This is a genomic window from Nocardia sp. NPDC059229, assembly GCF_042754165.1.
In the GTDB taxonomy this organism is placed as follows: Bacteria; Actinomycetota; Actinomycetes; order Mycobacteriales; family Mycobacteriaceae; genus Nocardia.
On record NZ_JBHZAK010000002.1, the window covers coordinates 370,703 to 393,366 of the forward strand.

The 22,664-nt window shown below is 66.8% G+C and carries 25 protein-coding genes and 1 pseudogene; 14 read left to right on the top strand and 12 right to left on the bottom strand.

Features of this window, described 5'->3' with window-relative positions; translation table 11 throughout:
* The first annotated feature begins 89 nt into the window (after positions 1-89).
* The 6 genes from ACFXHE_RS07950 (at position 90) to ACFXHE_RS07975 (ending at position 4,142) form a co-directional block, all read left to right on the top strand.
* Positions 90-467, top strand: coding sequence for an ArsR/SmtB family transcription factor (locus tag ACFXHE_RS07950; protein WP_379381011.1), 378 nt, complete (start codon positions 90-92; stop codon positions 465-467).
* Between the two features lie 19 nt (positions 468-486).
* On the top strand, positions 487-897 hold the full coding sequence (locus ACFXHE_RS07955) for an NUDIX domain-containing protein (protein ID WP_379381013.1): 411 nt from the start codon (positions 487-489) through the stop codon (positions 895-897).
* Positions 898-1,036: 139 nt separating this feature from the next.
* Positions 1,037-2,158, top strand: a complete 1,122-nt coding sequence (locus ACFXHE_RS07960) for a nitronate monooxygenase family protein (RefSeq protein ID WP_354832725.1) — start codon at positions 1,037-1,039, stop codon at positions 2,156-2,158.
* A gap of 145 nt (positions 2,159-2,303) precedes the next feature.
* On the top strand, positions 2,304-2,801 hold the full coding sequence (locus ACFXHE_RS07965) for a hypothetical protein (RefSeq protein WP_379381015.1): 498 nt from the start codon (positions 2,304-2,306) through the stop codon (positions 2,799-2,801).
* Between the two features lie 274 nt (positions 2,802-3,075).
* Positions 3,076-3,882 carry an HNH endonuclease family protein gene (locus ACFXHE_RS07970; protein WP_379381017.1) on the top strand — a complete coding sequence of 269 codons (807 nt, stop codon included), beginning with the start codon at positions 3,076-3,078 and terminating at the stop codon, positions 3,880-3,882.
* Between the two features lie 35 nt (positions 3,883-3,917).
* On the top strand, positions 3,918-4,142 hold the full coding sequence (locus tag ACFXHE_RS07975; protein ID WP_379381019.1) for a hypothetical protein: 225 nt from the start codon (positions 3,918-3,920) through the stop codon (positions 4,140-4,142).
* 3 nt (positions 4,143-4,145) lie between these two features.
* Here the strand turns inward: ACFXHE_RS07975 and ACFXHE_RS07980 are convergent, their stop codons facing one another.
* The gene (locus ACFXHE_RS07980; protein WP_379381021.1) at positions 4,146-4,598 is read right to left on the bottom strand and encodes an SRPBCC family protein; all 453 of its coding nucleotides are present in this window, start codon (positions 4,596-4,598) and stop codon (positions 4,146-4,148) included.
* A gap of 119 nt (positions 4,599-4,717) precedes the next feature.
* Here ACFXHE_RS07980 and ACFXHE_RS07985 point away from each other — a divergent pair, with 119 nt between their 5' ends.
* Both ACFXHE_RS07985 and ACFXHE_RS07990 read left to right on the top strand, forming a co-directional pair.
* Complete coding sequence (locus ACFXHE_RS07985) at positions 4,718-5,842, top strand: DUF418 domain-containing protein (RefSeq protein ID WP_379381023.1); 1,125 nt, start codon at positions 4,718-4,720, stop codon at positions 5,840-5,842.
* Positions 5,839-6,366, top strand: coding sequence for an NUDIX hydrolase (locus ACFXHE_RS07990; RefSeq protein ID WP_379381025.1), 528 nt, complete (start codon positions 5,839-5,841; stop codon positions 6,364-6,366). The genes ACFXHE_RS07985 and ACFXHE_RS07990 overlap by 4 nt, the downstream gene beginning before the upstream one ends.
* A gap of 23 nt (positions 6,367-6,389) precedes the next feature.
* On the opposite strand, the gene ACFXHE_RS07995 is transcribed toward ACFXHE_RS07990, so the two are convergent.
* The 3 genes from ACFXHE_RS07995 to ACFXHE_RS08005 all read right to left on the bottom strand — a co-directional run bounded on the left by ACFXHE_RS07995 (position 6,390) and on the right by ACFXHE_RS08005 (position 9,717).
* On the bottom strand, positions 6,390-6,986 hold the full coding sequence (locus tag ACFXHE_RS07995) for a Uma2 family endonuclease (protein ID WP_379381027.1): 597 nt from the start codon (positions 6,984-6,986) through the stop codon (positions 6,390-6,392).
* 118 nt (positions 6,987-7,104) lie between these two features.
* Positions 7,105-8,247 (bottom strand): serine hydrolase domain-containing protein, encoded by a 1,143-nt coding sequence (locus tag ACFXHE_RS08000; RefSeq protein WP_379381029.1) that lies wholly within the window; start codon positions 8,245-8,247, stop codon positions 7,105-7,107.
* Positions 8,248-8,313: 66 nt separating this feature from the next.
* Positions 8,314-9,717 carry an MFS transporter gene (locus tag ACFXHE_RS08005; protein ID WP_379381031.1) on the bottom strand — a complete coding sequence of 468 codons (1,404 nt, stop codon included), beginning with the start codon at positions 9,715-9,717 and terminating at the stop codon, positions 8,314-8,316.
* A 100-nt stretch (positions 9,718-9,817) separates the two neighbouring features.
* Here ACFXHE_RS08005 and ACFXHE_RS08010 point away from each other — a divergent pair, with 100 nt between their 5' ends.
* Together ACFXHE_RS08010 and ACFXHE_RS08015 are read left to right on the top strand one after the other, a co-directional pair.
* Positions 9,818-10,294, top strand: coding sequence for a winged helix-turn-helix transcriptional regulator (locus ACFXHE_RS08010; RefSeq protein ID WP_379381032.1), 477 nt, complete (start codon positions 9,818-9,820; stop codon positions 10,292-10,294).
* Positions 10,295-10,525: 231 nt separating this feature from the next.
* On the top strand, positions 10,526-10,738 hold the full coding sequence (locus ACFXHE_RS08015; protein WP_379381034.1) for a hypothetical protein: 213 nt from the start codon (positions 10,526-10,528) through the stop codon (positions 10,736-10,738).
* A gap of 14 nt (positions 10,739-10,752) precedes the next feature.
* Here ACFXHE_RS08015 and ACFXHE_RS08020 read toward each other — a convergent pair.
* Together ACFXHE_RS08020 and ACFXHE_RS08025 are read right to left on the bottom strand one after the other, a co-directional pair.
* A pseudogene (locus tag ACFXHE_RS08020) lies at positions 10,753-11,538 on the bottom strand (DNA glycosylase AlkZ-like family protein); the annotation flags it as partial.
* A 247-nt stretch (positions 11,539-11,785) separates the two neighbouring features.
* The gene (locus ACFXHE_RS08025; protein WP_379381036.1) at positions 11,786-12,952 is read right to left on the bottom strand and encodes a thiolase family protein; all 1,167 of its coding nucleotides are present in this window, start codon (positions 12,950-12,952) and stop codon (positions 11,786-11,788) included.
* A gap of 186 nt (positions 12,953-13,138) precedes the next feature.
* Between ACFXHE_RS08025 and ACFXHE_RS08030 the strand changes: the two genes are divergently transcribed.
* Positions 13,139-13,810: a YoaK family protein gene (locus ACFXHE_RS08030; RefSeq protein WP_379381400.1), complete on the top strand. Its 672-nt coding sequence runs from the start codon at positions 13,139-13,141 to the stop codon at positions 13,808-13,810.
* 71 nt (positions 13,811-13,881) lie between these two features.
* Positions 13,882-14,469 carry an HdeD family acid-resistance protein gene (locus ACFXHE_RS08035; RefSeq protein WP_379381038.1) on the top strand — a complete coding sequence of 196 codons (588 nt, stop codon included), beginning with the start codon at positions 13,882-13,884 and terminating at the stop codon, positions 14,467-14,469.
* Between the two features lie 74 nt (positions 14,470-14,543).
* Here ACFXHE_RS08035 and ACFXHE_RS08040 read toward each other — a convergent pair whose 3' ends face one another.
* The 5 genes from ACFXHE_RS08040 to ACFXHE_RS08060 are packed head-to-tail and all read right to left on the bottom strand — an operon-like array spanning position 14,544 to position 19,569.
* On the bottom strand, positions 14,544-15,422 hold the full coding sequence (locus ACFXHE_RS08040) for a phosphoribulokinase (protein WP_379381040.1): 879 nt from the start codon (positions 15,420-15,422) through the stop codon (positions 14,544-14,546).
* A gap of 46 nt (positions 15,423-15,468) precedes the next feature.
* Entirely contained in the window at positions 15,469-16,545 is a 1,077-nt protein-coding gene (locus tag ACFXHE_RS08045) for a class 1 fructose-bisphosphatase (protein ID WP_379381042.1), read from the bottom strand.
* 16 nt (positions 16,546-16,561) lie between these two features.
* Positions 16,562-17,656, bottom strand: coding sequence for an AAA family ATPase (locus ACFXHE_RS08050; RefSeq protein ID WP_379381044.1), 1,095 nt, complete (start codon positions 17,654-17,656; stop codon positions 16,562-16,564).
* Between the two features lie 25 nt (positions 17,657-17,681).
* Positions 17,682-18,104 carry a ribulose bisphosphate carboxylase small subunit gene (locus ACFXHE_RS08055; RefSeq protein ID WP_364610743.1) on the bottom strand — a complete coding sequence of 141 codons (423 nt, stop codon included), beginning with the start codon at positions 18,102-18,104 and terminating at the stop codon, positions 17,682-17,684.
* 16 nt (positions 18,105-18,120) lie between these two features.
* Positions 18,121-19,569 carry a form I ribulose bisphosphate carboxylase large subunit gene (locus ACFXHE_RS08060; RefSeq protein WP_364610746.1) on the bottom strand — a complete coding sequence of 483 codons (1,449 nt, stop codon included), beginning with the start codon at positions 19,567-19,569 and terminating at the stop codon, positions 18,121-18,123.
* A 123-nt stretch (positions 19,570-19,692) separates the two neighbouring features.
* Between ACFXHE_RS08060 and ACFXHE_RS08065 the strand changes: the two genes are divergently transcribed.
* Both ACFXHE_RS08065 and ACFXHE_RS08070 read left to right on the top strand, forming a co-directional pair.
* A complete protein-coding gene (locus ACFXHE_RS08065) occupies positions 19,693-20,568 on the top strand; it encodes a LysR family transcriptional regulator (protein WP_379381046.1) in 876 nt (291 codons plus the stop codon).
* A 94-nt stretch (positions 20,569-20,662) separates the two neighbouring features.
* A complete protein-coding gene (locus ACFXHE_RS08070) occupies positions 20,663-21,616 on the top strand; it encodes a MerR family DNA-binding transcriptional regulator (protein ID WP_379381401.1) in 954 nt (317 codons plus the stop codon).
* A 341-nt stretch (positions 21,617-21,957) separates the two neighbouring features.
* Here ACFXHE_RS08070 and ACFXHE_RS08075 read toward each other — a convergent pair whose 3' ends face one another.
* On the bottom strand, positions 21,958-22,602 hold the full coding sequence (locus ACFXHE_RS08075) for a hypothetical protein (protein WP_379381048.1): 645 nt from the start codon (positions 22,600-22,602) through the stop codon (positions 21,958-21,960).
* Positions 22,603-22,664: the final 62 nt, after the last annotated feature.

The window sequence follows — 22,664 nt, forward strand, 5'->3', positions numbered from 1 at the left end:
CGAATCGACTCGAACTAGTACGAACGGAGTCGAACATAGCATGCTGTACGATCAAAGTCGTACAAGCGCCGACCGTGAGGAGTTCAACGATGCCGACCAAGCAGCGCCCCGCGCCGAAGTTCACGCTCCCCGCAGAACCGGCCGTCGTGCCGGATCCGTTGCCCGAACCCGGACTCGACGAGCTGCGACTCGAGACCGTCATGGGCGCGCTCAGCGACCCGCTGCGGCTGCACATCGTCCAGAAGCTGCTGCTCGAATCCGAGGCCTACGACCACTCCTGCGGCTGGTTCGGCATCGACCGCCCGAAATCGTCACTGACACACCACTTCAAGGCGCTGCGCGAAGCCGGTGTCACCCGCCAGCGTCAGTACGGCCTCGAACGCCGCAGCCAGGTCCGCATCGACGACCTCGAAACCCGCTTCCCCGGCCTGCTCGACCTCGTCGCCGCCTGGGAGCCCGCCGACTGACGCCCGCTAGGCTGCGCCCATGCAGACGGAGCGGGAGCAGCGGCTGATCGACACGGTGGCCTGGGTGCGAATCGAGGACGGTCGCATCCTGTGCGCGCGGCCGCACGGCAAGGACGTCTTCTATATCCCCGGCGGCAAACGCGAGGGCGCGGAAACCGATCTGCAAACCCTCGTCCGCGAGATTTACGAGGAGCTCACGGTCGAACTCGTGCCGGACACCGTCGCTCACGTCGGCACCTACGAGGCACTGATTCCCGATGCCGTCGTGCGCATGGCCTGCTACACCGCCGAGTACTCCGGCACCCTCGCGGCCAGCAGCGAGATCGACGAGATCGCCTGGTTCACCTACGCCGATCGGCCGCACGTCCCGCCCGTGGACCAGCTCCTTTTCGACGATCTGCACGCCGACGGCCTGCTCGCGCACGGCTGACCGTTCCCGGCAACTAGAACATGTTGTTGACAGTGGCCTATGGGTAGGCATCGAGAGACTGGTCCGAATGTAGAACATGTTCTAGTGTGGTGGGCACAACATTTCCAGTGCCGGAAAGTTCAGAGGAGCCCACCACACCATGCGTACCGAGATCTGCGATCGCCTCGGCATCGACGTACCCATCTTCGCCTTCACCCACTGCCGGGACGTGGCCGCCGCGGTCAGCAATGCGGGCGGTCTGGGTGTGCTCGGCGCGGTCGGGTTCACCGCTGAACAGCTCGAGGTCGAGCTGCAGTGGCTCGACGAGCACGTGCAGGGCGTCTACGGCGTGGACCTGGTCATCCCCTCCAAGTACGAGGGCAAGGGCGTCGAGGGCCTGAGCCCCGAGGAGCTGGAAGCCCAACTGGCCAAGCTGGTTCCGCAGGAGCACCGCGACTTCGCCGAGAAGATCCTCAACGACCACGGCGTGCCGCACCTGCCGCCGGAGGAGCACCACAATCAGCTGCTGGGCTGGACCGCCACCACGGTCGCCCCGCAGATCGAGGTGATCCTGAAGCACCCCAAGGCCAAGCTGGTCGCCAACGCGCTGGGCACCCCGCCCGATGACGTGATCAAGCAGATCCAGGACTCCGGCCGCCTCATCGGCGCGCTGTGCGGTTCGGTCAAGCACGCGCTCAACCACAAGAACGCCGGGCTGGACTTCGTGGTCATGCAGGGCACCGAGGGTGGCGGCCACTGCGGTGAGATCGCCTCCATGGTGCTGTGGCCGCAGGTCATCGACGCCATCGGCGACATGCCGGCGCTCGCGGCCGGTGGTATCGGCAATGGCCGCCAGGTCGCGGCCGCCCTCGCCATGGGCGCGGCGGGCGCGTGGACCGGCTCGCTGTGGCTGACCGTGGAGGAGGCCAATGTGCCGCCTGCCCAGATGCAGACCTACATCGACGCCACCAGCTCCGATACCGTGCGCTCGCGCTCGTGGACCGGCAAGCCGTGCCGCATGCTCAAGAACGACTGGACCGAGGCCTGGGAGCAGCCGGAAAACCCGAAGCCGCTGGGCATGCCGCTGCAGATGATGGTCGCCCTCGACGGCGTCAAGCGCGGCCACCGGTACCCGGAGCAGGCCAAGGACGTGAACTTCAACCCGGTCGGCCAGGTCGTCGGCATGATGAACAAGATGGAGCGCTCCGCCGACGTGGTGCAGCGGCTCATCACCGAGTACCTGGAGTCCTGCGAGAGGCTGAACAAGCTCAACAACGCCTGATTCTCAGGGCATCGACACCGCCTGATGCTCAGGCGATTCGGCGCGTCGGGTAGGGGCTGCCCGACGCGCCGACGCATGTCCGGCGGCGCGGCACCAGGTCGCGGGCTGCCAGGTCGAACCATCGGCCGGCGCTAGGGTTGTCCCCATGGGGAAGGTCGAGCGGGTGCTGCGGGCCGCGTACTACGCGCTGCTCTCGGTGCCGGTTGCCTTCGCGCCCACGGGGGTTCGGGCCCGGGTGGTGCGGCGAGTGTTCCGGGCGCCGTTCGAGCTGCGGGAACCGGGACCGTGGCGGACCGCCGGGCACACGGTGCTGGCGGTCGCGGTCGGACTGGTCGCCTGGTTCGCGGCGTTCCTGATGGTGCTGGCCGCGATGCGCGGCATCTTCTATCCCCTGGTGGCCGCGCACGATTTCGAACATTCCTGGGGCGGGCCGACATTGGCCGGCGCGTGGGCGGTGCATTTCGCCGGGGGCGCGCTGCCGCTCCCCCTGTGGGTACTGGTCATCGCCGGGTTCGGAATGCTCGAACAGCGTCTCGCCCAGCGGTTGCTGGGCCGCAGCGGTCCGTGGTGGCCGGTGCCGGTGGCCATCGCGCTGTGCGCGGGTGGCGCGGTGTTCTTCATAGCCTGGTGGCATCAGATCTAGCGCGACATGGTCAACGCGCCGGAAGCCGAGCGGAAATCCCTGCACCGTCATTGTTTTCGATCTCGGGGCGACTCAGTATGGAATTGCGGCGGGTGTGCCGCGAGTCCGGTTCCGGACCCGATTCTCGGGACGCGGTGTGACACCGGTCTCCGAAACCCTCGTGCGGCTTGCCGTTTCGGGTCGCTGATTGCCAAGGTTTGCGGGATATGTTGCACACGAAGCCGTCACGCCTGTCGAAGCCCCTGTCCCCGGCCGCCGCGGGCGGTGATGCGCGGTGACATGGTCGAAGATCCGTTCCTCCCCCGCCCTGCGCCGCGTCTTGAAAGCGGCGGTGTCGCTGCTGTTCGTGATCGTGCTGGCCATTGTGGCCGCCGTCCTCGAAAAGCATGTCGGCACCGATAAATCGGACGCGAGCGGCCCGCCGATTCCGGATCGCGGCGCTCAACCGGCGGGATCGGCCAAGGAGATCAGCAGTCTGCTGGGCAAACTGAAGGTGGCCGACGAACTGCCGATGACCGGTTACTCCCGCGACCGATTCCCGCACTGGGACACCGACAAGCCCGAACACGGATTCGGTGACGCCTTCGCGCAATACAGTCGCTGCACCACCCGTGACGTGGTGCTACTACGCGACGCGACCGGGCCGGTGAAGCTGGATCCGAGCAGCTGCAAACTGAGCGTCGGCACCAATGGTGGCTGGCGCGACCAGTACGGGGTCATGGACAAGAAGACCAATGCCCTCAAGCCCTACAAGTGGACCACCGATTCGTCGGCACTGGACATCGACCACATCGTGGCGCTGGCCGAGGCGTGGCGTTCGGGCGCTGCGAACCTCGACGACGACACCCGTCGCCATATCGCCAATGACGCGCTGAACCTGGTGATTTCCGATCCCACCGCCAACCGCTCCAAGGGCGACCAGGATCCGTCCAGTTATCTGCCGCCCGGGACTTTCCGGTGCGCCTATATCGGGCACTACATCCAGGTGAAAGTAAAGTACGGATTGAACGTCGATGCCAAGGAGCAGACCGCACTGCAGACCGCGGTGCAGGACTGTGTCAGCAAGGGAGAGTTCACATAGTCGCCGTCGTCGAAATCCGCAGCGAGGCAGCCGTCATGACCCGGGAAGAGGGAACGGTCTCCGGGGATCTCGATGTGACGCTGGACTATTCGGGCCACGGGCTGGTGCGCTATCGCGGCACCGCCGCCTGGTACACCATCGGCAATCTGGAGGACGAGGAACCACGCAGCTGGACCAGCGTGCAGGACCTGGCCACCGCCATCGAAAACGAGAGCGGTGGCCGCGACGCCGCCGGCAATGTGCTGCCGTTCGAGGCGTGAGCGCTAGTCGCGCACGGCTTTCAGGGCCTCGGCCCGCGTCTTGACGGCGTCGGTCATGCCCTCGAACCCGGTGGTCAGCGCGCCGCCCAGCAGGCCGGCGACCACCGGGGCCAGCGGTCCGTTGAGCTGGAAGTGCGAGAAGTAGCGGGTGCGGCCGTCCGCCAGCGGGGTCAGGGTGTGCGAGCGCTCGCTACTGAGCAGGCCCAGCGGCGCGGGCTTCATGTTGTAGCTGAATTCCTTACCCGGTGTGTGCGACCGGATGAACTCGCGCTGCTGCTTGGGCTTCGGCCCGACCAGCCGCACCTTCATATCGATCGGCGACCCCGGTTCGAGGGTGGTCTTGCACTCCAGGCAGAAGGGATTCCATTCCCCGTACTTGTCCACGTCGGTGAGCACCTGCCAGACCAGCTCGGCGGGCGCGTCGATCTCCACGCTTTTGTCGATGACGAAGGCCATAGGGGAACAATACTGAAACCAGTTCTAGACGGTAGTGCGGGCCGTCACTCCACGGAGGGATGGTCCTCTCACCCTCACGAGTGATCCGGGGCGCGTTCGCGCCACCCTACGGTCGGCCCATGACAGACGAGCGGGCCATCGCGGCGGTGCCCAGGCTGCGGGAACTCGACGCCCTGCGCGGATTTGCGCTCGGCGGAATCCTTCTGGTCAATATCGAGATCATGTCGGACCCGAGCGGGTTCGCCGCCGGCGCCCCGATGACCCTGTCGCAGGCGCTGTTCCACAACAAGTTCTATGTGCTGTTCTCGTTCCTGTTCGGCTACTCGCTGACCATGCAGTTCCGGTCGGCACAACGGGCCGGGGTGAGCGGGAGGACCCGCACGGTGCGAAGATGCCTGGCGCTCATGGCCATCGGGCTGGTGCACGTGGTGTTCTTCTTCACCGGCGACGTGCTGTTCGGATACGGGGCGATCGGACTGGTTCTGCTGGTAGTGTGCCGACTGCGGCCGCGCGTCGCGCTGTGGGTGGCGGGGGTCCTGTATGCCATTGGAGCACTGGCGATCGCGGTGATGAGCGCCGCGGGCCACGACACCGTCGATCCCGCCGAGCACGAGCGGCAGCTCGATAGCGTCCGCGCCGGATGGGGCCGGGCCGCAGTCTGGCGCTGGGAGCTGTTCGCCGATCGGCTGCCGACCTTCCTGCTGTTCGGGCTGCTCAATGTGCTGCCGCTGTTCCTCATCGGACTTGCGGCGGGCAAGGCCAGACTGCTCGAATCGCCCGACCGGTACCTGCCTTTTCTACCGCGCCTGCAATGGATCAGCTTCGGTGTGGGACTTCCGATTTCGGCACTGTCTGCGATCACGCAGTGGATGCCACTCGCCGGACCCACCGTCCTGGCCGGACCCCTGCTGGCCGCCGCCTACGCCGCGACCCTCCTGCGAATCATCCACAGCCATCCCGGAACAGCCGACCTCTTCGCCCCCGCAGGAAAGCTCGCCGCCACCGTCTATATCACCCAGTCGGTGATCACGGCCCTGATCTTCACCGGCTACGGCTTCGCCTTGGCCGGCCACCTTTCGGATTGGACGGTCCTGGCCATAGCCGTCGCCATCTACATCACCCAACTGGCCCTGTCCCGCCGCTGGATCCGCCACCACGGTTATGGCCCCATCGAATTCCTGCTCCGCGCAATCACCTACGGCCCCAGGCGACTGCGCCCGTCCCCCAGTACCGTCGAACCATGACCCTCGCCGACCGCTACCCCCTCCTCCACACTCCCGCCCGGTGGGAATGGGGCGGCCTCGACGTCCAGTTCTCCACCGATCTCCCACCTGATCACCTGGTCACCAACATCCACGTCGTCTGCTTCCTCGGCGACCGCATCGTCCTCTGCCGTGACGACCGGAACCGCTGGATCCTCCCCGGCGGCACCCGCGAGGCCGGAGAATCCATCGAGTCCTGCGTAATCCGCGAACTTGCCGAGGAGGCCGGCGCCGAACTGTCCGGCCCCCTGCATCAATTCGGCGCCCACTACGCCACCACCGACCGCCCCACCCCCTACCGCCCCTGGCAACCCCACCCCCACAAAGCCTGGCTCTGGTGCACCGCCGACGTCACCCTCACGGGCCACCCCACCAACCCCGATGACGCAGAACAAATCCTGGAAGTCCGCGCCTTCCCCCTCGCCGAGGCCATCCACCTGGCAGCCACCGACGGCCGCCACGTCCCCGAACTACTCGAGCTGGCCGCCGAACTTCACCCACGCTGATTCCCCGCGAACCGCAGCGCGCGTCAGCCATCCAATCGACTGAAAGGAACGACTGCCGAATAAGGGCTCTCGAGCAGCAACGCGTCTTCGTGGGTTTCTGCGAGCCGATAGGTCCGCGCGGCCCAATCGAGCCGGTACTCCTGGATCATCTTCACGTAGAGACTCAAGTCCAAATAAACGATCAGATAGACCGGAATCCCCTCGTACGCGTATTCGGCAAGCTTGTCGACCGTATCCGTGTATCCGGAACCGGGCGAGACGACTTCGACGACCAGCAAGGCATCGGCGGTGGTGAGTTTGGTGCCACGTTCGACGCACCGGTAGACCGTCACGTCGGGGCGACGGAACGAGAAGGCCCCGTCGCGCCGCTTCCTCCGGGTGAAGTGGACGTCGACATCGGTCGACACCCGCATGCAGGGGTCGTCGGGCTTCGCCGCTTCGAGATGATTGGCGAGCCGCCGAGCGACATCACTGCGTTCCGCACTGCCGCTTTGGCAGCGGATCACGTTCCCGTCGATGACTTCGACCAGCTTGCGCAGGGCATCCGGGAGCTCGTCGTACTGCTCCTCGGTGAGCTCCAGCGCCCCGGGGTCGTCGGCCCACACAGGTAGTTCGGTCACTGGCAGGCTCACTCGAAACGGGACGTCAGGGCAAAGTCATCGTACGCGCCGGATCCCGGAACCCTCGGGATGCTCGGACGCCCTGCCCAGCTGATGACTGGCGGGGCAGTTCTGACGGTTACGGGCAGAGGGCGTCGCTGAGTAGGCCGGTGATGTCCGGGTCGGTGTCCGGGGAGTCGTTCATCGCGATGGTCACCGCGCGGCCCTCTCGGGTGGCGCCGGAAATGGTGAGGTAGCCGGCGATCTCGCCGACGTGGCCGAAGTATTGTGCGCCGCAGGGCAGTTGAATCGCGCCGATGCCGAGGCCGTAGTCGAGGGCGCTGCCGGGGGAACGGGGTGGGGTCGTCAGCATGTCGCGCAGCTGCCCGTCGGCGACGATCTTTCCGGCGAGCAGGGCCATGAAGAAGCGGTTCAGGTCGTTGCCGGTGGAGATCAGTCCGCCTGCCGACCACGCCACCGACGGCTCGGAGCGGGTGACGTCGGTCGGGACGCCGCCGACGAGGGTGTAGCCCTGCGGGTGTGGGCCGCGGAAGCCGGTCTCGCCCGGACCGGGCAGGTAGGTGTCGGCGAGCTGATTCGGCGTCGTGATCCGGCCGGTGAGTTCCTCGGAATACGTTCTGCCCGTCACCTTTTCGACCAGCATGCCCACGACGATGAAATTGGTATTGGTGTACTTGAACCGCTCCCCCGGCGCGAACTGCGCGGGCCGGCGCAGCGCGATCGCGATCTCCTCGGCGGGAGTGAAGGTGCGGCCCCCGGCCGCGGCGCGCACCTCGTCGAGTTCGGGGTCATCGGAGAGTTCCGGCAGTCCGCTGCGGTGCTGAAGGATCTGGCGCACCGTGATCACGCGCCCGTCCACGCCATTGCCCCTGAGCAGCCCGGGCAGATAGGTGTCGACGGGTTCGTCGAGCCGCACCTTCCCCTCCGACACCAATTGCATGATGAGTGCCGCCGCAAAGGTTTTGGAGATGCTGCCGACCCGCACCTGCTGCGGCGGGGCCATCGGAATCGGCGCCCGGGTGGTGCGGTCCCCGACCCCGGCGGTGAGGGTGATGGTCTGCCCGTTCTCGGTGAGGGTCGCGATCACCCCGGTGGTCCCGGCCCGCACCAGCCCGTCGATGTCGTCGCGCATCCGCTCGACCCGCTTGGGCGACACCGCCATCGGGGTGGTGGAGACCGGCTGCGGCACCGAGGTGGTCATACTCCCGCATCCCGCGGCCCCCACCAGCGCCAGCACTGTCACCGTCAGCCCGATTCGCATATCTCGACGGTATGGGCGGCCGCGGACCGGGACATCCGGACAACCCCTGAGTCCGTCCCTGAGAATCTACCCGGATACCGGTGCAGCCTTCGGCATTCGCGCTGCCAGGCCCAGCACGCCCGCGGCCACCGAAGCGCCGGCGATCACGTACCAGCCGTGCTGGAAGGCGTCGAGGGTTGCCTGCGCGCCGGCGGGCGTACCCAGCACCGCCACCAGAACGGCCACACCCACGGCCATTCCGAGCTGTCGCGCCATGCTCAGCACCGCCGACCCCGTCGCGAACTGCTGCGGCGGCAGCCCCGCCGTCCCCGCCGCCACACTGGTCGGCATGGTCAGGCCGACGCCCAGACCGGTCACCAGCATGCCGCCGAGCAGCCCGGCCGGATAGTCCGGCCGCAGCGTGATCGCCTGCGCCCACCAGATGATTCCGGCCGCGAACGCCACCCCGCCGAGCGCGAGCACCGGCCCGACACCGATCCGGGCGATCAGCCGGCCCGCCGACACCGCCACCAGAGGCACGATGAGCGGCCCGGGCGCGATCCCCAGCCCGGTCTGCAAGGCCGACCACCCCCACACGTTCTGCATCCACAGCACCGCCGACAGCAGCATCCCCGCGAACGCGATATTGAACAGCAACGAATTGCCGAGCATGAGCGCGAAATTCGGCACGCGCAGCAGTCCCGGATCGACGACGGGACTGTGATGGCGACGCGACGAGACCACGAACACCACCGCGAACACAGCGGTCGCCGCGAACGCGCCGATCACACCGGGCGATCCCCACCCCCAGTCCTCGCCCTTGACGACGGCCAGAATCAGCGACGCCACCGACCCGATCAACATGAGCGCGCCGACCCCGTCCGGCATCGATCCGCCCGTGCCGTTCGGCCGTGGCAACAGCCGCGCCCCCAGCACCAGCGCGATGATCCCCAGCGGCACGTTCACCAGAAACACCCAGCGCCAATGCAGTTCGACCAGCAGTCCGCCGATCACCGGCCCCAGCGCCGCACCCAGACCGCCGAACGCCACCCACAGCCGCACCGCCGTCGCCCGTCGCTCGGCCGGTGTCGCGGCCAGCAGCAGGCCCAGTGAGGACGGTGTCAGCAACGCCGCGCCCGCCGCCTGCAGGACCCGGAAGGCCACCAGCGCACCGGTATTCCACGCCACCGCGCACAGCGCCGACCCCAGCACGAACACGCCCAGCCCGGTCAGGAACGCGGTCTTGTTCCCGTTCCGGTCACCCAGCCGCCCGGCGGGAACCAGTAGCGCGGCGAACACGATCGAATACGCGTTGAGCACCCACGACAGTCCCGCGATCCGGGCTCCCGAGAAATCCTCCGCGATCCGCGGCAGCGCCACATTGACGATGAACAGGTCCAGGCTGGACAGCAGCACCGCCACCGCGACGATCCCGAGCACCACCCGCGGATCGACGGCCCGGCGTTCCTCCTGCACGACATCGGTGCTCATCGTTCTCCCCCATGTGTCCGGCCGTCGGCCCGAGTGAGTTTTTTCATGAGACGGACCATAGGCGAGTGAGTCGCTTCAAGCAACCGACTATGCTGGGGTCATGCGGCGAACCAGCTTCGAGGACATGAACTGCTCCATCGCCCAGTGCCTGGAGGTGGTGGGCGAATGGTGGACCCTGCTCATCGTCCGTGACGCCCTCTTCGGCATCACCCGCTTCGACGACTTCCGCTCCCGCCTCGGCATCGCCCGCAATGTCCTCACCCAGCGCCTGGAACACCTTGTCGCCCAGGGCATCCTGGACAAGACCCCCTACCAGGACAACCCGGTCCGCTACGACTACCTGCTCACCGACAAGGGCCGCTCCCTCTGGACGATCCTGGCCGCCATGCGCCAATGGGGCGACGAATGGGCAGCCCCCGACGGCCCCCCGATCGAATCCGTCCACAACTCCTGCGGCCACATCATGACCGTGCAGCCCGTCTGCTCGGAATGCGGCGATCACCTGACCGTCAAGGACCTACGCCCCCAACTGGGCCCAGGCGCTCACGACCCGTCCCTCCTGCCCGGCGGCAACTGACGAACAAATCTCACTCGACAGCAGAGTAGGCGTGAATCCTTCGGGCACTTTGTGTGTCCTCGTACATCGCGTCGCCGACCGGATGCTGCCGGTCACGATCGCGGGCGAGTAGGTCCGCGACGTTGGGTGCGATGGCGAAAGCAGGCGCTCCGGGCCGCACCGGAGCGTAGAATTCCGCATCATGTGTGGGCCGAAGGGGCTCGCGCACAACGGATTCGGGGGGATCTCGCGATGTCGGACCTGCGTGGAGCGCGATGGACCTGGCGGTTTCTGGTCGCGTTGGCCATCACGGGCGGGTTGTGCCTTGCCGGTTTGGTCAGCTACATCGTCGACTTCGACCATGTGGAGCATTGGAGCCAGCTGTTCGCGGTGCTGACAGTGGCATCTGCGGCTCTGTTCTGGTTTGCGGGGTGGATGCCGCTGCGGTCACGGGACCGGCGGTGACCGGGCGGTCTGCGTCAGGCGGCGCGGACTGTTGTGACGGGCCGGCCGGTGGCCTTGGCGATGCGGGGTAGTTCGGCGGTGAGCTGGGCGGTGGGGATGGGTGCGCCGTCGAACATGGAGACGGTCAGGTCGCCCTTGTCGAGGTCCCAGGTTCCGGTGATCCGGCCGCCGGTCAGGACGAGTGGGGAGATCCAGCCTGCGGTGCGACTGACCTTGGCGCGGTGGTCGCCGGGAAGGAGGGCGGTGTCGCCGGTGCCGGGGCCCAGAACGTACTGGTCGAACTGGCCGAGGAGGTGGACGGCGGAAGTCGGTTTGGTCCTGGCGAGTTCGTCGAGGTGGGCTGTGAGGAAGTAGCATGGGCGGCCCTCGACGTCGATCTCCGTCAGCTCGTTGCCGAGGTCCGAAAACCAGCGGCGCACAGTCGGTTTGCTCAGGAAGCCGCGAGTCAGCCAGGTATTGAAGATCTCCGGGGTGGCGGGGCCGTAGGCGCCGAGGTAGGCGCGGATGATGGTGGGCGCGGCGGCATCCGGGTCGGGGATGCCGGACCATCCGGGGATGACGTGCGCGGGATTGGTGAAGGTGACCGACGTGCCGCGGGACGGGCCGTGGCACAGCGCGCCCTGCCAGGCCAGGGGCTTCAGCATCGAACCCCACCCGGAGCGCAGATGGTCCTCCAGCGGCTGGAATCGCCGCTCGGCGATCAGCTCCGCCACCAGTTCGTCGCGAGTCAGCACGTGCCCGTCGAGAATGTCACCGACCGCCTTGACCAGCGCCGCCACATCATCCGGTGTCGCCCCGGACGCCCTGGTCCACGCGGGCTTCTCCCACGTGCTGCCCGCGCAACCGACGCCAGCCTACGGCCGGTCCCCGACAGTGCCGGCGATTTCCCGTGCCCAGGAAGCCATCCGGCGTGCGGCGCACGGTCACCCGATGCGCTGTCGGGCGGCGGCAAAAGGGTCGCTCCGTCGAGGCCTCCGGGCCGACGAGGGCGCCAGCCCTGTCGGCCTCGGCTCGCTGCCGATCGTGCCCCCGATGCAAGGCGCGAACTCAGAGGCGTTCGATGATGGTGGCGTTGGCCAGGCCGCCCGCCTCGCACATGGTCATGAGGCCGTAGCGGCCACCGGTCTGTTCGAGGTGGTTGAGCATGGTGGTGAGGATGCGGGTGCCAGAGGCGCCGAGGGGGTGTCCCAGAGCGATGGCGCCGCCGCGCGGGTTGAGCTTGGCCGGGTCGGCGCCGAGCTCGTGTGCCCAGACCAGCGGCACAGGGGCGAACGCCTCGTTCACCTCGTAGACGTCGATGTCGTTGATGGACAGTCCCGCTCGCGCCAGCACCTTGCGGGTGGCGGGGATGACGGCGGTGAGCATGAGCAGCGGGTCGTCACCGGTGACCGCGAAGGAGTGGAAGCGGGCGCGCGGCTTCAGGCCGAGCTGGGCGGCCTTCTCCTCGCTCATGATGAGCGCTGCCGACGCGCCGTCGGTGAGGGGCGAGGAGTTGCCGGGGGTGATGGACCATTCGATTTCGGGGAACCGGGCCATGAATTCGGCGTCCACGAAGGCGGGCTTCAGCCCGGCCAAGCCATCGACGGTGGTGCTGGGGCGGATGGTCTCGTCAGCGGTGAGCGATCCCGCCGGGACCAGTTCGTTGTCGAAGCCTCCGGATACCGCGGTGGCGGCGGCCAATTGGTGCGAGCGCGCCGCGAATTCGTCGAGCGCGGTCCGGTCGAACTTCCAGCGCGCGGAGATCACTTCGGCGGAAATGCCTTGCTGCACAAGCCCGTCCGGGTACCGGTGCGCGATGGGCCCGCGATTGGCGTCGCGGCCCTGGGCGTTGGAGAACATCGACACCCGCGACATGGATTCCACCCCGCAGGCGATGGCGATGTCGTAGGCCCCCGCGATGACACCCTGCGCCGCGAAATGGGCGGCTTGCTGTGAGGATCCGCACTGCCGGTCCACTGTCGTGGCGGGCACCGCTTCCGGGAAGCCGGCCGCCAGCACCGCGGTGCGGGAGATATTGAAGGCCTGCTCGCCACTCTGGGTGACGCAACCACCGATCACATCATCGACCAGCGCGGGATCGATCCCGGTGCGCTCGACCAGGCTTTCCAGCACGCCCGACAGCAGTGTCGCCGGATGCACTTCCGACAGGCCGCCACCGGTTTTCCCCTTCCCGGAGGGGGTGCGGACAGCGTCGACGATGACGGCGGAGGTCATGACTTCTCCTTGTTCCCACTGGACATTCCAGTTGCGAATTCCGGTTAACATACGCACTGTACCGCACCGACAGCGCGGCGTCACCGGCGCGAATTTTCGCCTCCGGGCCGACATCCCGCGGATTGCTAGCCTGTTGCTGTGACTGCGACCGGCAAGCAACCCCAGAAGCCCTTCTGGGATCTCGAGATGCGGCTGTCCGCGGTGCTGTCCATGCTGGCGGGATTCATCGGCGCGGCCGCGTACACCCACTCGGAGGGGTATTTCGTCACCTTCATGACCGGCAATACGGAACGCACGATTCTCGGCAACTTCGCGGGCGACCCGGCCCTGGCCGGCGGTGCGGCCGCGATCATCGTCTGCTTCCTGGCCGGCGTCTTCATTGCCTCGATCTGCCGCCGGTACTGGTGGACCAACCATCCGCACGGCGCGACCATGCTCACCACCGGCGCGCTGGTGCTCGCGGCCATCGTGGACGCCGTGCTCGGCGAGCGTGCCATCGGACTGGTCCCGATCCTGTTCGTCGCCTTCGGCATGGGCGCGCTCAACACCTCGTTCGTCAAGAACGGCGAGGTCTCCATTCCGGTCAGCTACGTCACCGGCACCTTGGTGAAACTCGCGCAGGGCATCGAGCGGCACGTCTTCGGCGGCGGCACTATCCGTGATTGGCTCGGCTATGCGACGCAATATGTTTCGTTCAGCACGGGCGCGCTCATCGGTGGCCTGGTGTCGCTGGTGGTGAACGGTTCCTCGATGCTCAATGCCGCGGTCGTCGGTTCGCTGCTGGTCGCCGGATACACCTGGCGGGCCGACATTCGCTGGGTGCGGCGCATCGCGCGCCTGAGCGCCGACGACGATTGAGTCATGTCACAGCCACGCAACACTTGGCTAATTAAACGCAAACAGCCCTAACTGGTCATATTCTGCTGAACATGACAACCAGCAAAGAGGGAGTTTACGAAGGGCCGGTCCATGCACTGGCCCGCAGCGCGTGGCAGTCGATCCTGGTCACCGGCCTTCTCTCGGTGGTGCTGGGCATCCTGGTGCTGGTGTGGCCCGGACCCACCCTGGTCGTCGCCGGTGTCCTGTTCGGCATCTACCTGCTCGTATCCGGTGTTTTCCAGCTGATCGCCGCCTTCGGAATGCACATCAGCACCTGGATGCGGGTGCTGTCCTTCATTACCGCCATCCTGTCGTTCATTCTGGGCTTCTTCTGCTTCCGCAACGAGTTCCAGGCCATCGGCCTGCTGGCGCTGTGGATCGGCATCACCTGGATCTTCCGCGGCACCGCGGTGCTGGTGGCCGCGATGTCCGATGCCGCCGTCCCGGGCCGGGGCTGGCAGATCCTCTTCGGCATCCTGCTCATCGTCGGTGGCGGTCTGCTGATCGTGGAGCCGTTCCGCTCGATCACGGCCCTGGTCGTGGTGGTCGGCTGCTGGCTGATCGCCATCGGCGTCTTCGAGGTGGTCTCGGCCTTCCTGGTGAAGAGCCGCGCCAAGGATGTGCCCACCGCCGTCTGACCGCTTCGATCCGCGTAACCCACGGCGGTCGCCTTCTCCGGGCGGCCGCCGTTTCTCGTGCGGCACAATCCGGATCAGCGCAGCCGCTTGGGCCGCTTGTCCATCAGCCGCAGGATCAGCGGCGTGAAGATGAGCTGCATCGCCAGGTCCATCTTCCCGCCCGGCACCACGATGCTGTTGGGCCGCGACATGAACGAATCGTGCAGCATGGACAGCAGATACGGGAAGTCGATGACCTTCGGATCGGCGAAGCGGATCACCACGAAACTCTCGTCCGCGGTCGGAATGGTCCGGGCGGTGAAGGGATTCGAGGTGTCCACCGTGGGCACCCGCTGAAAGTTCACATAGGTCCGCGAGAACTGCGGGCAGATGTGCTTCACGTAGTCGGGCATGCGCCGCAGAATGGTGTCGATGATGGCCTCGCTGGAGTAGCCGCGTTCGGTCTTGTCGCGGTGCACCTTCTGAATCCACTCCAGATTGATGATGGGAACCACGCCCACCAGCAGATCGGCATAGCGGGCCACATCGACCCCGTCGCCGACCGCCGCCCCGTGCAGGCCCTCGTAGAACAGCAGATCGCTGCCCGGCGACAGCTCCTCCCACGGCGTGAACGTGCCCGCCGGCTGCCCGAAGGGTTTGGCCTCGTCGTCATCGTGCAGGTAGCGCCGCACCGCGCCCACACCGGTCTCCCCGTACTCGCGGAACAGCGACTCCAGTTCGGTGAGCAGGTTCGCCTCCGGCCCGAAGTGTGAGAAGGTCAGGTTGCGATGCTGTTCGGCCTCGGCCATGGCCAGCTTCATCTCGTTGCGGTCGTAGCGATGGAACGAATCCCCTTCCACGATGGCCGCGCTGATTCCCTCGCGGCGGAATATCTCCTGGAAGGTTCGCGTGACGCTGGTCGTCCCCGCACCGGACGACCCGGTGATCGCGACCACGGGATGTTTGACCGACATGGCACCTCCTCGATTGCCGGACAACAGCTTTCACGCAACCGGCGTTTCAGTGCCGGGACGCGCGGAACAGGGAGCGGGAACCGAAGAGCGAGGCGTCGAAACTGGGCCCCTCCTCCGGTTCGCGGTGATAGCGCTCGATCCGTTCAACCTCGTTGCGGGAGCCGAAGATGAACGGGATCCGCTGGTGCAGCTCCGCGGGCCGCACATCCAGCACCCGTTCGTGCCCGGTGCTGGCCGCGCCACCGGCCTGTTCGACGATGAAGGCGATCGGATTCGCCCCGTACAGCAGCGAAACCCGGCCCGGGCGTTCGGGATTGCGGGTATCGCGCGGATACATGTAGAGCCCGCCGCGGGTCAGGATGTGAAAGGTGTCGGCCACCAGCGAGGCGACCCAGCGCATATTGAAATCCCGTCCGCGCGGGCCGTCCACGCCTTCGAGGCATTCGTGGACATAGCGGCGGACGGGGCGTTCCCAGAACCGCTCATTGGCGGCATTGATCGCGAAACCGGAAGTGTCGTCGGGGATTCGCATGCGTGGATGGGTGAGCACGAACGCGCCCACCTCGCGATCCAGCGTGAACCCGTCCACCCCGTTGCCGGTGGTGAGCACCAGCATGGTCGCGGGCCCGTACAGCGTGAAGCCGGCGCACACCTGCTGGACGCCCGGCTGCAGAAAATCGGTGCCGGCGGCCTCGCGCCCGTCCTCCGGAGCGCGCAGCACGCTGAAGATCGTTCCCACCGGCAGATTCACGTCGATATTGCTGGATCCGTCCAGCGGATCGAAGGCCAGCAGATACTTCCCGCGCCGATACTCGGTCGGCACCTGATGGCATTCGCGCATCTGCTCGGACACCAGCGCCGCCAGCGGTCCGGTCCACTGGCTCTCGGCCACCATGATGTCGTTGGCGATCGCGTCCATCTTCCGGTGCACGGTGACCGGCAGATTCTCGGCATCGGACGCGCCCAGGGAGCCGACGATCGCTCCCCGGGTCACTTGATTCCCGATGATCTTGGTTGCGGTGGCGAGCACGTTCAGCAGCGCCGAGAACTCCCCGGACGATCCGGGATGCCGGTGCTCCTGCTCGATGGTGTAGCGGGTGAGGGTCTTCAATCCTTCGGGCACAATCGCTCTCAATTCGTCATGGAGGGGCCCCCTCGTCGGCGAGGGCGTCCGCGAAGACACTGCTGCCGAGGACATCGCTGTCCGTCAGGGTGATCAGATCCGTGCGACCGACCGGCCGGTGCAGTTCGACCAGGCGTTTGGCCTGCCGCAGCCGGCAGCGATCGAGGGCATTGCGCACGCTACGGGCATTGGCGAAGCGGGGGCGGGCCATGCGCAGCTTCAGATAGCGCGAGAAGGCCTGCGCGGCTTCCGGATCGAAGCGGAAGTTCTCCTGGCGCACCATGAGTTCGGCGATGGCCATGAGCTCGTCGTGGGTGTAGTCGGGGAACTCGATGTGGTGGGCCACCCGGGAGGACAGGCCGGGATTGGCGGAGAAGAAGGTCTCCATCCGGTCCGGATAGCCGGCGAAGATGACCACCAGGCTGGTGCGCTCGTTCTCCATCTCCTGCAGCAGGATCTCGATCACCTCCTGCCCGTAGTCGCGCTCGTTCTCGGGGCGGAACAGGTAGTAGGCCTCGTCGATGAACAGCACTCCCCCGGCGGCCTTGGCCAGGGCCTCCTTGGTCTTGGGCGCGGTGTGACCGATGAACTGGCCGACCAGATCATCGCGGGTGACGGTGTGCACCTTGGGTTTCCGGATGTACCCGAGGGCGTGCAGCATCTCGGCCATGCGCAGGGCGACCGTGGTCTTCCCGGTCCCGGGCCCGCCGGTGAAGCTCATGTGCATGGTCGGGCGGGTAGCCTGGAGCCCGAAACGCTGACGGGCGCGATCGATCAGCAGCAATGCGGCGATTTCCCGCACGCGGGTTTTGACGTTCGCCAGACCCACCAGTTCCGCGTCGAGGCGGGCGAGAGTGTCCTCGACGTCCTTGCCCGCGACATCCGTCGACAGATCCAGCAGGGCGTCGTCGGCCAGCATCTCCGGTGGGCCGGAAGCGAGGCGGTGCAGGTGGTCGGCCGCCGAATCCTCCGGTCGGGGAGGACCATCGGCGGCCGTACCGCGCACCGGTGCGGGGCTCGTGACCCCGGGCCGATGCATCTGGAACCCGCCCGCCGGGCGGCCGGCTGCAGGCTGCCGGCCGCCCGGTACCGCGGGGCGTTCCGCGCTCACGATATCCTCCCGTTCCGAAAGCTGTTCAGCCGCCATACCTTTGGCCCGGACGGTCGTCGAGTGCGTAGGCATGGAAGCCGTAGTGCTGGCGGCGATCGTCGGACTCGGTCCGGTCGAGGCGGAAACCGGGCTCGTGGGCCGGGCGCTGCACGAGGAAACTCAGCGCCGTGGTCTGCCGGCCGTAGGAGGCGTCGTAGGCGTTCACGCGAATGTAGTGGCGCGGGAACGTGGCCCGGCAGGCGTTGATCTCGGCGAGCACCCCGTCGGGCTCATCCAGATCGAACAGCGGCAGGCCCCACATCTCCCAGTAGTTGTTGCGTGGGTGCGGATCGTCGGTGTACTCGATGGACACCGGCCAGTTGTTGAGCAGGGCGTAGCGGACCTGGGCGGCGATCTCGGTGTCGTCGAGGTCCGGCAGGTGCGAGAAGGTGCCTTGGCGCAGATGCATGGGGATTCCTCGACTTTCAGCGGGAGGCCGTCGGTACGGCGTCGGGGGCGTCGGTGGAGGTGTAGTCGAAGGTGACATCACCCCAGGTGGCGAGCGCGACATCGAGCGGGCGGCAGATCTCGGCGGCGCGGCGCAGCACGTCCGGGCCCTCCTTGAGCAGATCGCGACCCTCGTTGCGCGCCTTGACCACTGCTTCGAGAGCGACCCGGTTGGCTTCCGCGCCCGCGGCGATGCCCATCGGATGGCCGATGGTGCCGCCGCCGAACTGCAGGATGGCGTCGTCGCCGAACAGGTCCAGCAGCTGGTGCATCTGGCCGGCGTGGATGCCGCCGGAGGCGACCGGCATGACACCGGGCAGGCTGGCCCAGTCCTGGTCGAAGAAGATGCCGTTGACCGGGTTCATCGGAATGTGGTTGTCGCGCAACGTGTCATAGAAGCCCTTGACCGTGTGCGGATCACCTTCCAGCTTGCCGATGACCGTGCCCGCGTGCAGATGATCCACACCGATCAGCCGGCACCACTTGGCCAGGACCCGGAAGCTGACGCCGTGGGTCTTCTGCCGGGTGAAGGTGGAGTGCCCGGCCCGATGCAGGTGCAGCAGCATGCCATTGCGGCGCGCCCACTTCGACATGGACTGCATGGCGGTGTAGCCGACCGTCAGGTCCATCATGATGATGCAGCTGCCGAGCGATTTCGCGAATTCCGCGCGCTCGTACATGTCCTCCATCGTGGCGGCCGTGACATTGAGATAATGCCCCTTCATTTCTCCGGTTTCGGCGATGGCGCGGTTGACGCCCTCCATCGCGAACAGGTAGCGGTCGCGCCAGCGCATGAACGGCTGCGAGTTGATGTTCTCGTCGTCCTTGGTGAAATCGAGTCCGCCCCGGCAGGCCTCGTACACCACGCGGCCGTAGTTGCGGGCCGACAGACCGAGTTTCGGTTTCACCGTGGCGCCCAGCAGCGGACGGCCGTATTTGTTCAGATACTCCCGTTCCATAACGATTCCGTGCGGCGGACCCTGAAAGGTCTTGACATACGCCACGGGAATACGCATATCCTCCAGCCGCAACGCCTGCAGCGGTTTGAAACCGAATACATTGCCGATGACCGAGGAGGTGAGGTTCGTGATGGAACCCTCCTCGAAGAGATCGAGATCGTAGGCGACATAGGCGAAGTACTCGCCCTTGCGGCCCGGAACCTCGTCGACGCGGTAGCACTTGCCCTGGTAGCGCTCGTGCGCGGTGAGCCGGTCGGTCCAGACCACCGTCCAGGTGGCCGTGGATGATTCACCCGCCACCGCCGCGGACGCCTCCACCGGATCGACGCCCTGCTGGGGCGTCACCCGGAAGACCGCCAGGACATCGGTGTCCTTGGGCTGATAGTCGGGAGCGTAGTATCCCATCGACGCGTACGACTGCACACCCGGATCCCACCGGCTGCGCTGATCATCGACAGATCCGGCCATCATTCCTCCTGCGAACCGGGTTGGGCGACTTGTGATTCCCAGGATGACGGGGCCGTTAACGACAAACAATTCGATTGTTTCTGTTCTCGCTCAACCTTTTCGTCGAGTTTGCTACCGTTGAGTATGGGTACGGTGAGCGCGGTGCGCATGGAAACCTTTCTCGCCGTTGCCAAGCACTCCAGCATTCGCCGCGCGGCCGCACAGTTGCACATCACCGAAGCGGCGGCCTCGGCGGCCGTAGCACACATCGAGAAACAACTCGGCGCGAAACTCGTCGCCAAATCCGGGCGGGGTATCGCGCTCACCGAGGCCGGGCGGGTCTACGCCGACTACTGCCGCAGCATCCTCGGCTTGATGAAGGAGGCGCACGCGGCCGTCCGGGAAGCCGAGACCGGCCGGTTGCGTATCGGCGTGGTGGCGACCGCCGGCGAATACGTGCTGCTCCGGCTGCTCGCGTCCTTCCGCATCCGGTACCCCGACATCGAACTGGGCCTGTCCATCCAGCCCCGCGACGTGCTCTACCTCGAACTGACCCACCACGAAACCGATCTCGTGATCGCCGGCCGCCCACCCCGCGACGCCGGACTGGTCACCCGCGCCCGCCGCCCCTGTCAGCTGGTCGTGGTCGGCGCGCCCGACGCCTGGCCCGACCCCTGCGAGGCCACCTGGCTTCTGCGCGGCAAAGGCTCCGGCACCCGCGACACCACCCTTGCCCTCTTCGACCGCCTCCAAATTCGCCCGCCCACACTGACTCTCGGCACCCACGGCGCCGCGCTGGCCGCCGCCCGCGAGGGCCTGGGCATCACCCTCATCCACTCCGACGCCGTCGCCACCGACCTGGCAGCCGGACTGCTCGAAGTCATCGCGGTCGAGGGCACTCCCCTCAACCGCCCGTGGCATGTCGTCACCACCCGCACCCCCGCCCCCGCCGCCCGCCTGTTCCTCTCCCACATCACCGATCCGGACAGGGTGGCGGACAAGGCCTTTCGCGGTGCGTGAAACCTGATCGCCGAGCCTTTCATCAATGAAGCTCGCGCCCGCTCCCCTACAGCTGATTGACATTGCCCCTGGGGGCAGGGTTTACGGTCCGGGTGTGAGAATCGGGGAAGTCGCGAGGTTGGCGGGCGTGAGTCCGAAAGCGATTCGACGGTACGAGGCGATGGGGTTGATTTCGCCGCGGCGGTCGGCGAACGGATATCGCGAATATTCCGAGCACGATGTCCGCGTGGTTCGGGAGATCCGGACATTGGGTCGGCTCGGGATCGCGGTGGATCAGACCAGACCGTTTCTGGACTGCCTGTCCTCGGGCGGCGAGCATGTCGACGACTGTCCGGCATCGCTGGCGGAATACCAGCGAGCCATCGATGAAATCGACTCGCGCATCACCGCTTTGAATGTACGCAGGGGCGCGCTCACGGCTCGATTGCGCGACGCCGCCTATCGCCACAGCCGGGTCGCACCACCTGTGACCGACCTCTTCACACTGCCGTCGGACTTGCCCGTGCCCGAGGACGACGGCGCAGCAGCACATCTGCCCGGCACGAGACTGCCCGCACTCGTGCTCGACTGCACGGACGGGACGAAGGTTGATCTGGCCGCGCTGCCTGCTGGGCGGACGATCATCTACCTCTATCCACTCACCGGCCGGCCCGATACCGACATACCCCTCGGGTGGAACGAGATCCCCGGCGCACGTGGCTGCACCCCGGAGGCGTGCGCCTTCCGCGACCATCACAGTGAATTACTGGCAGCCGGCGCCGCCCGGGTATTCGGACTGTCCAGTCAGGACACCGAATATCAGCGCGAGGTCGTCGACCGTCTGAACCTTCCGTTCGGATTGCTCTCCGACACCTCCTTCCGCCTGGCCGCCGAGCTATCGCTTCCCACCTTCGAGTCGGGCGGCCGCGACCTTTACAAGCGCCTGACTCTCGTTGTCCGAGACGGGGTCATCGAGCACGTCTTCTACCCGGTCTTCCCGCCCGACCGCCATGCCGAGCAGGTGATCGAGTGGCTCCGATCGAATACCGCTCGCTCGCGGGCCGGGTAGGGCGGCGCCTGTATCGCTGCCGGTAGAGACTCTGCTGAGCCCCCATTCGGTAATCCGGGTGGGGGCTCGGTCGCTGGCACCGCGCAGTGGCCGGTTCTGTCAGCGCGGTCAGTGGCTGATCAGAGACTGGTCTGAGGGTCAGGTCCCGGCCAGGACCTGATCCAGGTGTCCGGTGGGATGCTCCCGATGAACACCATCGCGGTGTCGTGGCCCCGGTGATACCGGTCCGGCAGGGAAGGGAACGACAAACGCTCGCCTTGCGTGGTGAAGGCGAGCGTTTGCCGAGCGGGCCCGGTGTCTGTCCAGATGGTTACCGATCCGGCACACACGGGGCGCATGTCCTATAGGTCGACGGTCTGTTCGATGATGTGATTGCCCAATTCTTCGGTGAACAGCGGGTTCCGGTTGGCTGCCGCGCCGGTGATGAGGTCGTCGAAGGCGCTGTTCTCGTAGTCGAAGCTGTCCGCGGTGATGCCGGGGCCTGCGACCTCGAGTCTGCGGGGTATGACCGGCCAGCAGCCGACCCCGTTGAGCGCGTCGGCCTCCGCAGCGCTCGGGGTAGGGCTGGAGTAGGACACGAACTGCCCGGTCTGGTGGTCGATGCGGTCGCACTCGCACCTGGCCAGGGTGTAGCGCAGTTGCAGGGCTCCGCGCCCGATCCCGCACACCGTGAACGGAGTCGAGCCCAGGCGCTCGCCGATCACGCGGAACAGGACCTCGAGCACACTGCGGTGGGCGGCGCCGTCGAGAGTGTCACCACCGCCCAGCGACACCAGGATCAAGTCGGCGCCGGCGGCGCGCAGCGCCTCCCGGAACGAGTACCTCGGGCTGTCGAGTTGCCGAGCGAAGGCACCGGGATCGGCGGCCGTCATGTCCGAGTCGCCCACCAAGATGAACGGTGTGCTCAGACCGCCGTCCCGGGCGGGAAACACCGCTGCGCTGCCGAGCATGAGAGGCCAGTTACTGGCTGGTGCCACAGTCGTCATCGTCGAACTCCTCACGTGGTCGGGAAGATCCGGAGAAGAACCGAACTTGCGGCAGATATCCC

Excerpts from the sequence above, each read along its gene's own strand:
- ACFXHE_RS08025 (WP_379381036.1), bottom strand. The coding sequence starts at position 12,952 with ATGACCTCCGCCGTCATCGTCGACGCTGTCCGCACCCCCTCCGGGAAG.
- ACFXHE_RS07965 (WP_379381015.1), top strand. The coding sequence starts at position 2,304 with ATGGGGAAGGTCGAGCGGGTGCTGCGGGCCGCGTACTACGCGCTGCTC.
- ACFXHE_RS07990 (WP_379381025.1), top strand. The coding sequence starts at position 5,839 with ATGACCCTCGCCGACCGCTACCCCCTCCTCCACACTCCCGCCCGGTGG.
- ACFXHE_RS08010 (WP_379381032.1), top strand. The coding sequence starts at position 9,818 with ATGCGGCGAACCAGCTTCGAGGACATGAACTGCTCCATCGCCCAGTGC.
- ACFXHE_RS08000 (WP_379381029.1), bottom strand. The coding sequence starts at position 8,247 with ATGCGAATCGGGCTGACGGTGACAGTGCTGGCGCTGGTGGGGGCCGCG.
- ACFXHE_RS08030 (WP_379381400.1), top strand. The coding sequence starts at position 13,139 with ATGCGGCTGTCCGCGGTGCTGTCCATGCTGGCGGGATTCATCGGCGCG.
- ACFXHE_RS08040 (WP_379381040.1), bottom strand. The coding sequence starts at position 15,422 with ATGTCGGTCAAACATCCCGTGGTCGCGATCACCGGGTCGTCCGGTGCG.
- ACFXHE_RS08005 (WP_379381031.1), bottom strand. The coding sequence starts at position 9,717 with ATGAGCACCGATGTCGTGCAGGAGGAACGCCGGGCCGTCGATCCGCGG.
- ACFXHE_RS08055 (WP_364610743.1), bottom strand. The coding sequence starts at position 18,104 with ATGCATCTGCGCCAAGGCACCTTCTCGCACCTGCCGGACCTCGACGAC.
- ACFXHE_RS08075 (WP_379381048.1), bottom strand. The coding sequence starts at position 22,602 with ATGACGACTGTGGCACCAGCCAGTAACTGGCCTCTCATGCTCGGCAGC.
- ACFXHE_RS07980 (WP_379381021.1), bottom strand. The coding sequence starts at position 4,598 with ATGGCCTTCGTCATCGACAAAAGCGTGGAGATCGACGCGCCCGCCGAG.
- ACFXHE_RS08015 (WP_379381034.1), top strand. The coding sequence starts at position 10,526 with ATGTCGGACCTGCGTGGAGCGCGATGGACCTGGCGGTTTCTGGTCGCG.
- ACFXHE_RS07960 (WP_354832725.1), top strand. The coding sequence starts at position 1,037 with ATGCGTACCGAGATCTGCGATCGCCTCGGCATCGACGTACCCATCTTC.
- ACFXHE_RS07950 (WP_379381011.1), top strand. The coding sequence starts at position 90 with ATGCCGACCAAGCAGCGCCCCGCGCCGAAGTTCACGCTCCCCGCAGAA.
- ACFXHE_RS08060 (WP_364610746.1), bottom strand. The coding sequence starts at position 19,569 with ATGGCCGGATCTGTCGATGATCAGCGCAGCCGGTGGGATCCGGGTGTG.
- ACFXHE_RS08035 (WP_379381038.1), top strand. The coding sequence starts at position 13,882 with ATGACAACCAGCAAAGAGGGAGTTTACGAAGGGCCGGTCCATGCACTG.
- ACFXHE_RS07955 (WP_379381013.1), top strand. The coding sequence starts at position 487 with ATGCAGACGGAGCGGGAGCAGCGGCTGATCGACACGGTGGCCTGGGTG.
- ACFXHE_RS07975 (WP_379381019.1), top strand. The coding sequence starts at position 3,918 with ATGACCCGGGAAGAGGGAACGGTCTCCGGGGATCTCGATGTGACGCTG.
- ACFXHE_RS07985 (WP_379381023.1), top strand. The coding sequence starts at position 4,718 with ATGACAGACGAGCGGGCCATCGCGGCGGTGCCCAGGCTGCGGGAACTC.
- ACFXHE_RS08065 (WP_379381046.1), top strand. The coding sequence starts at position 19,693 with ATGGGTACGGTGAGCGCGGTGCGCATGGAAACCTTTCTCGCCGTTGCC.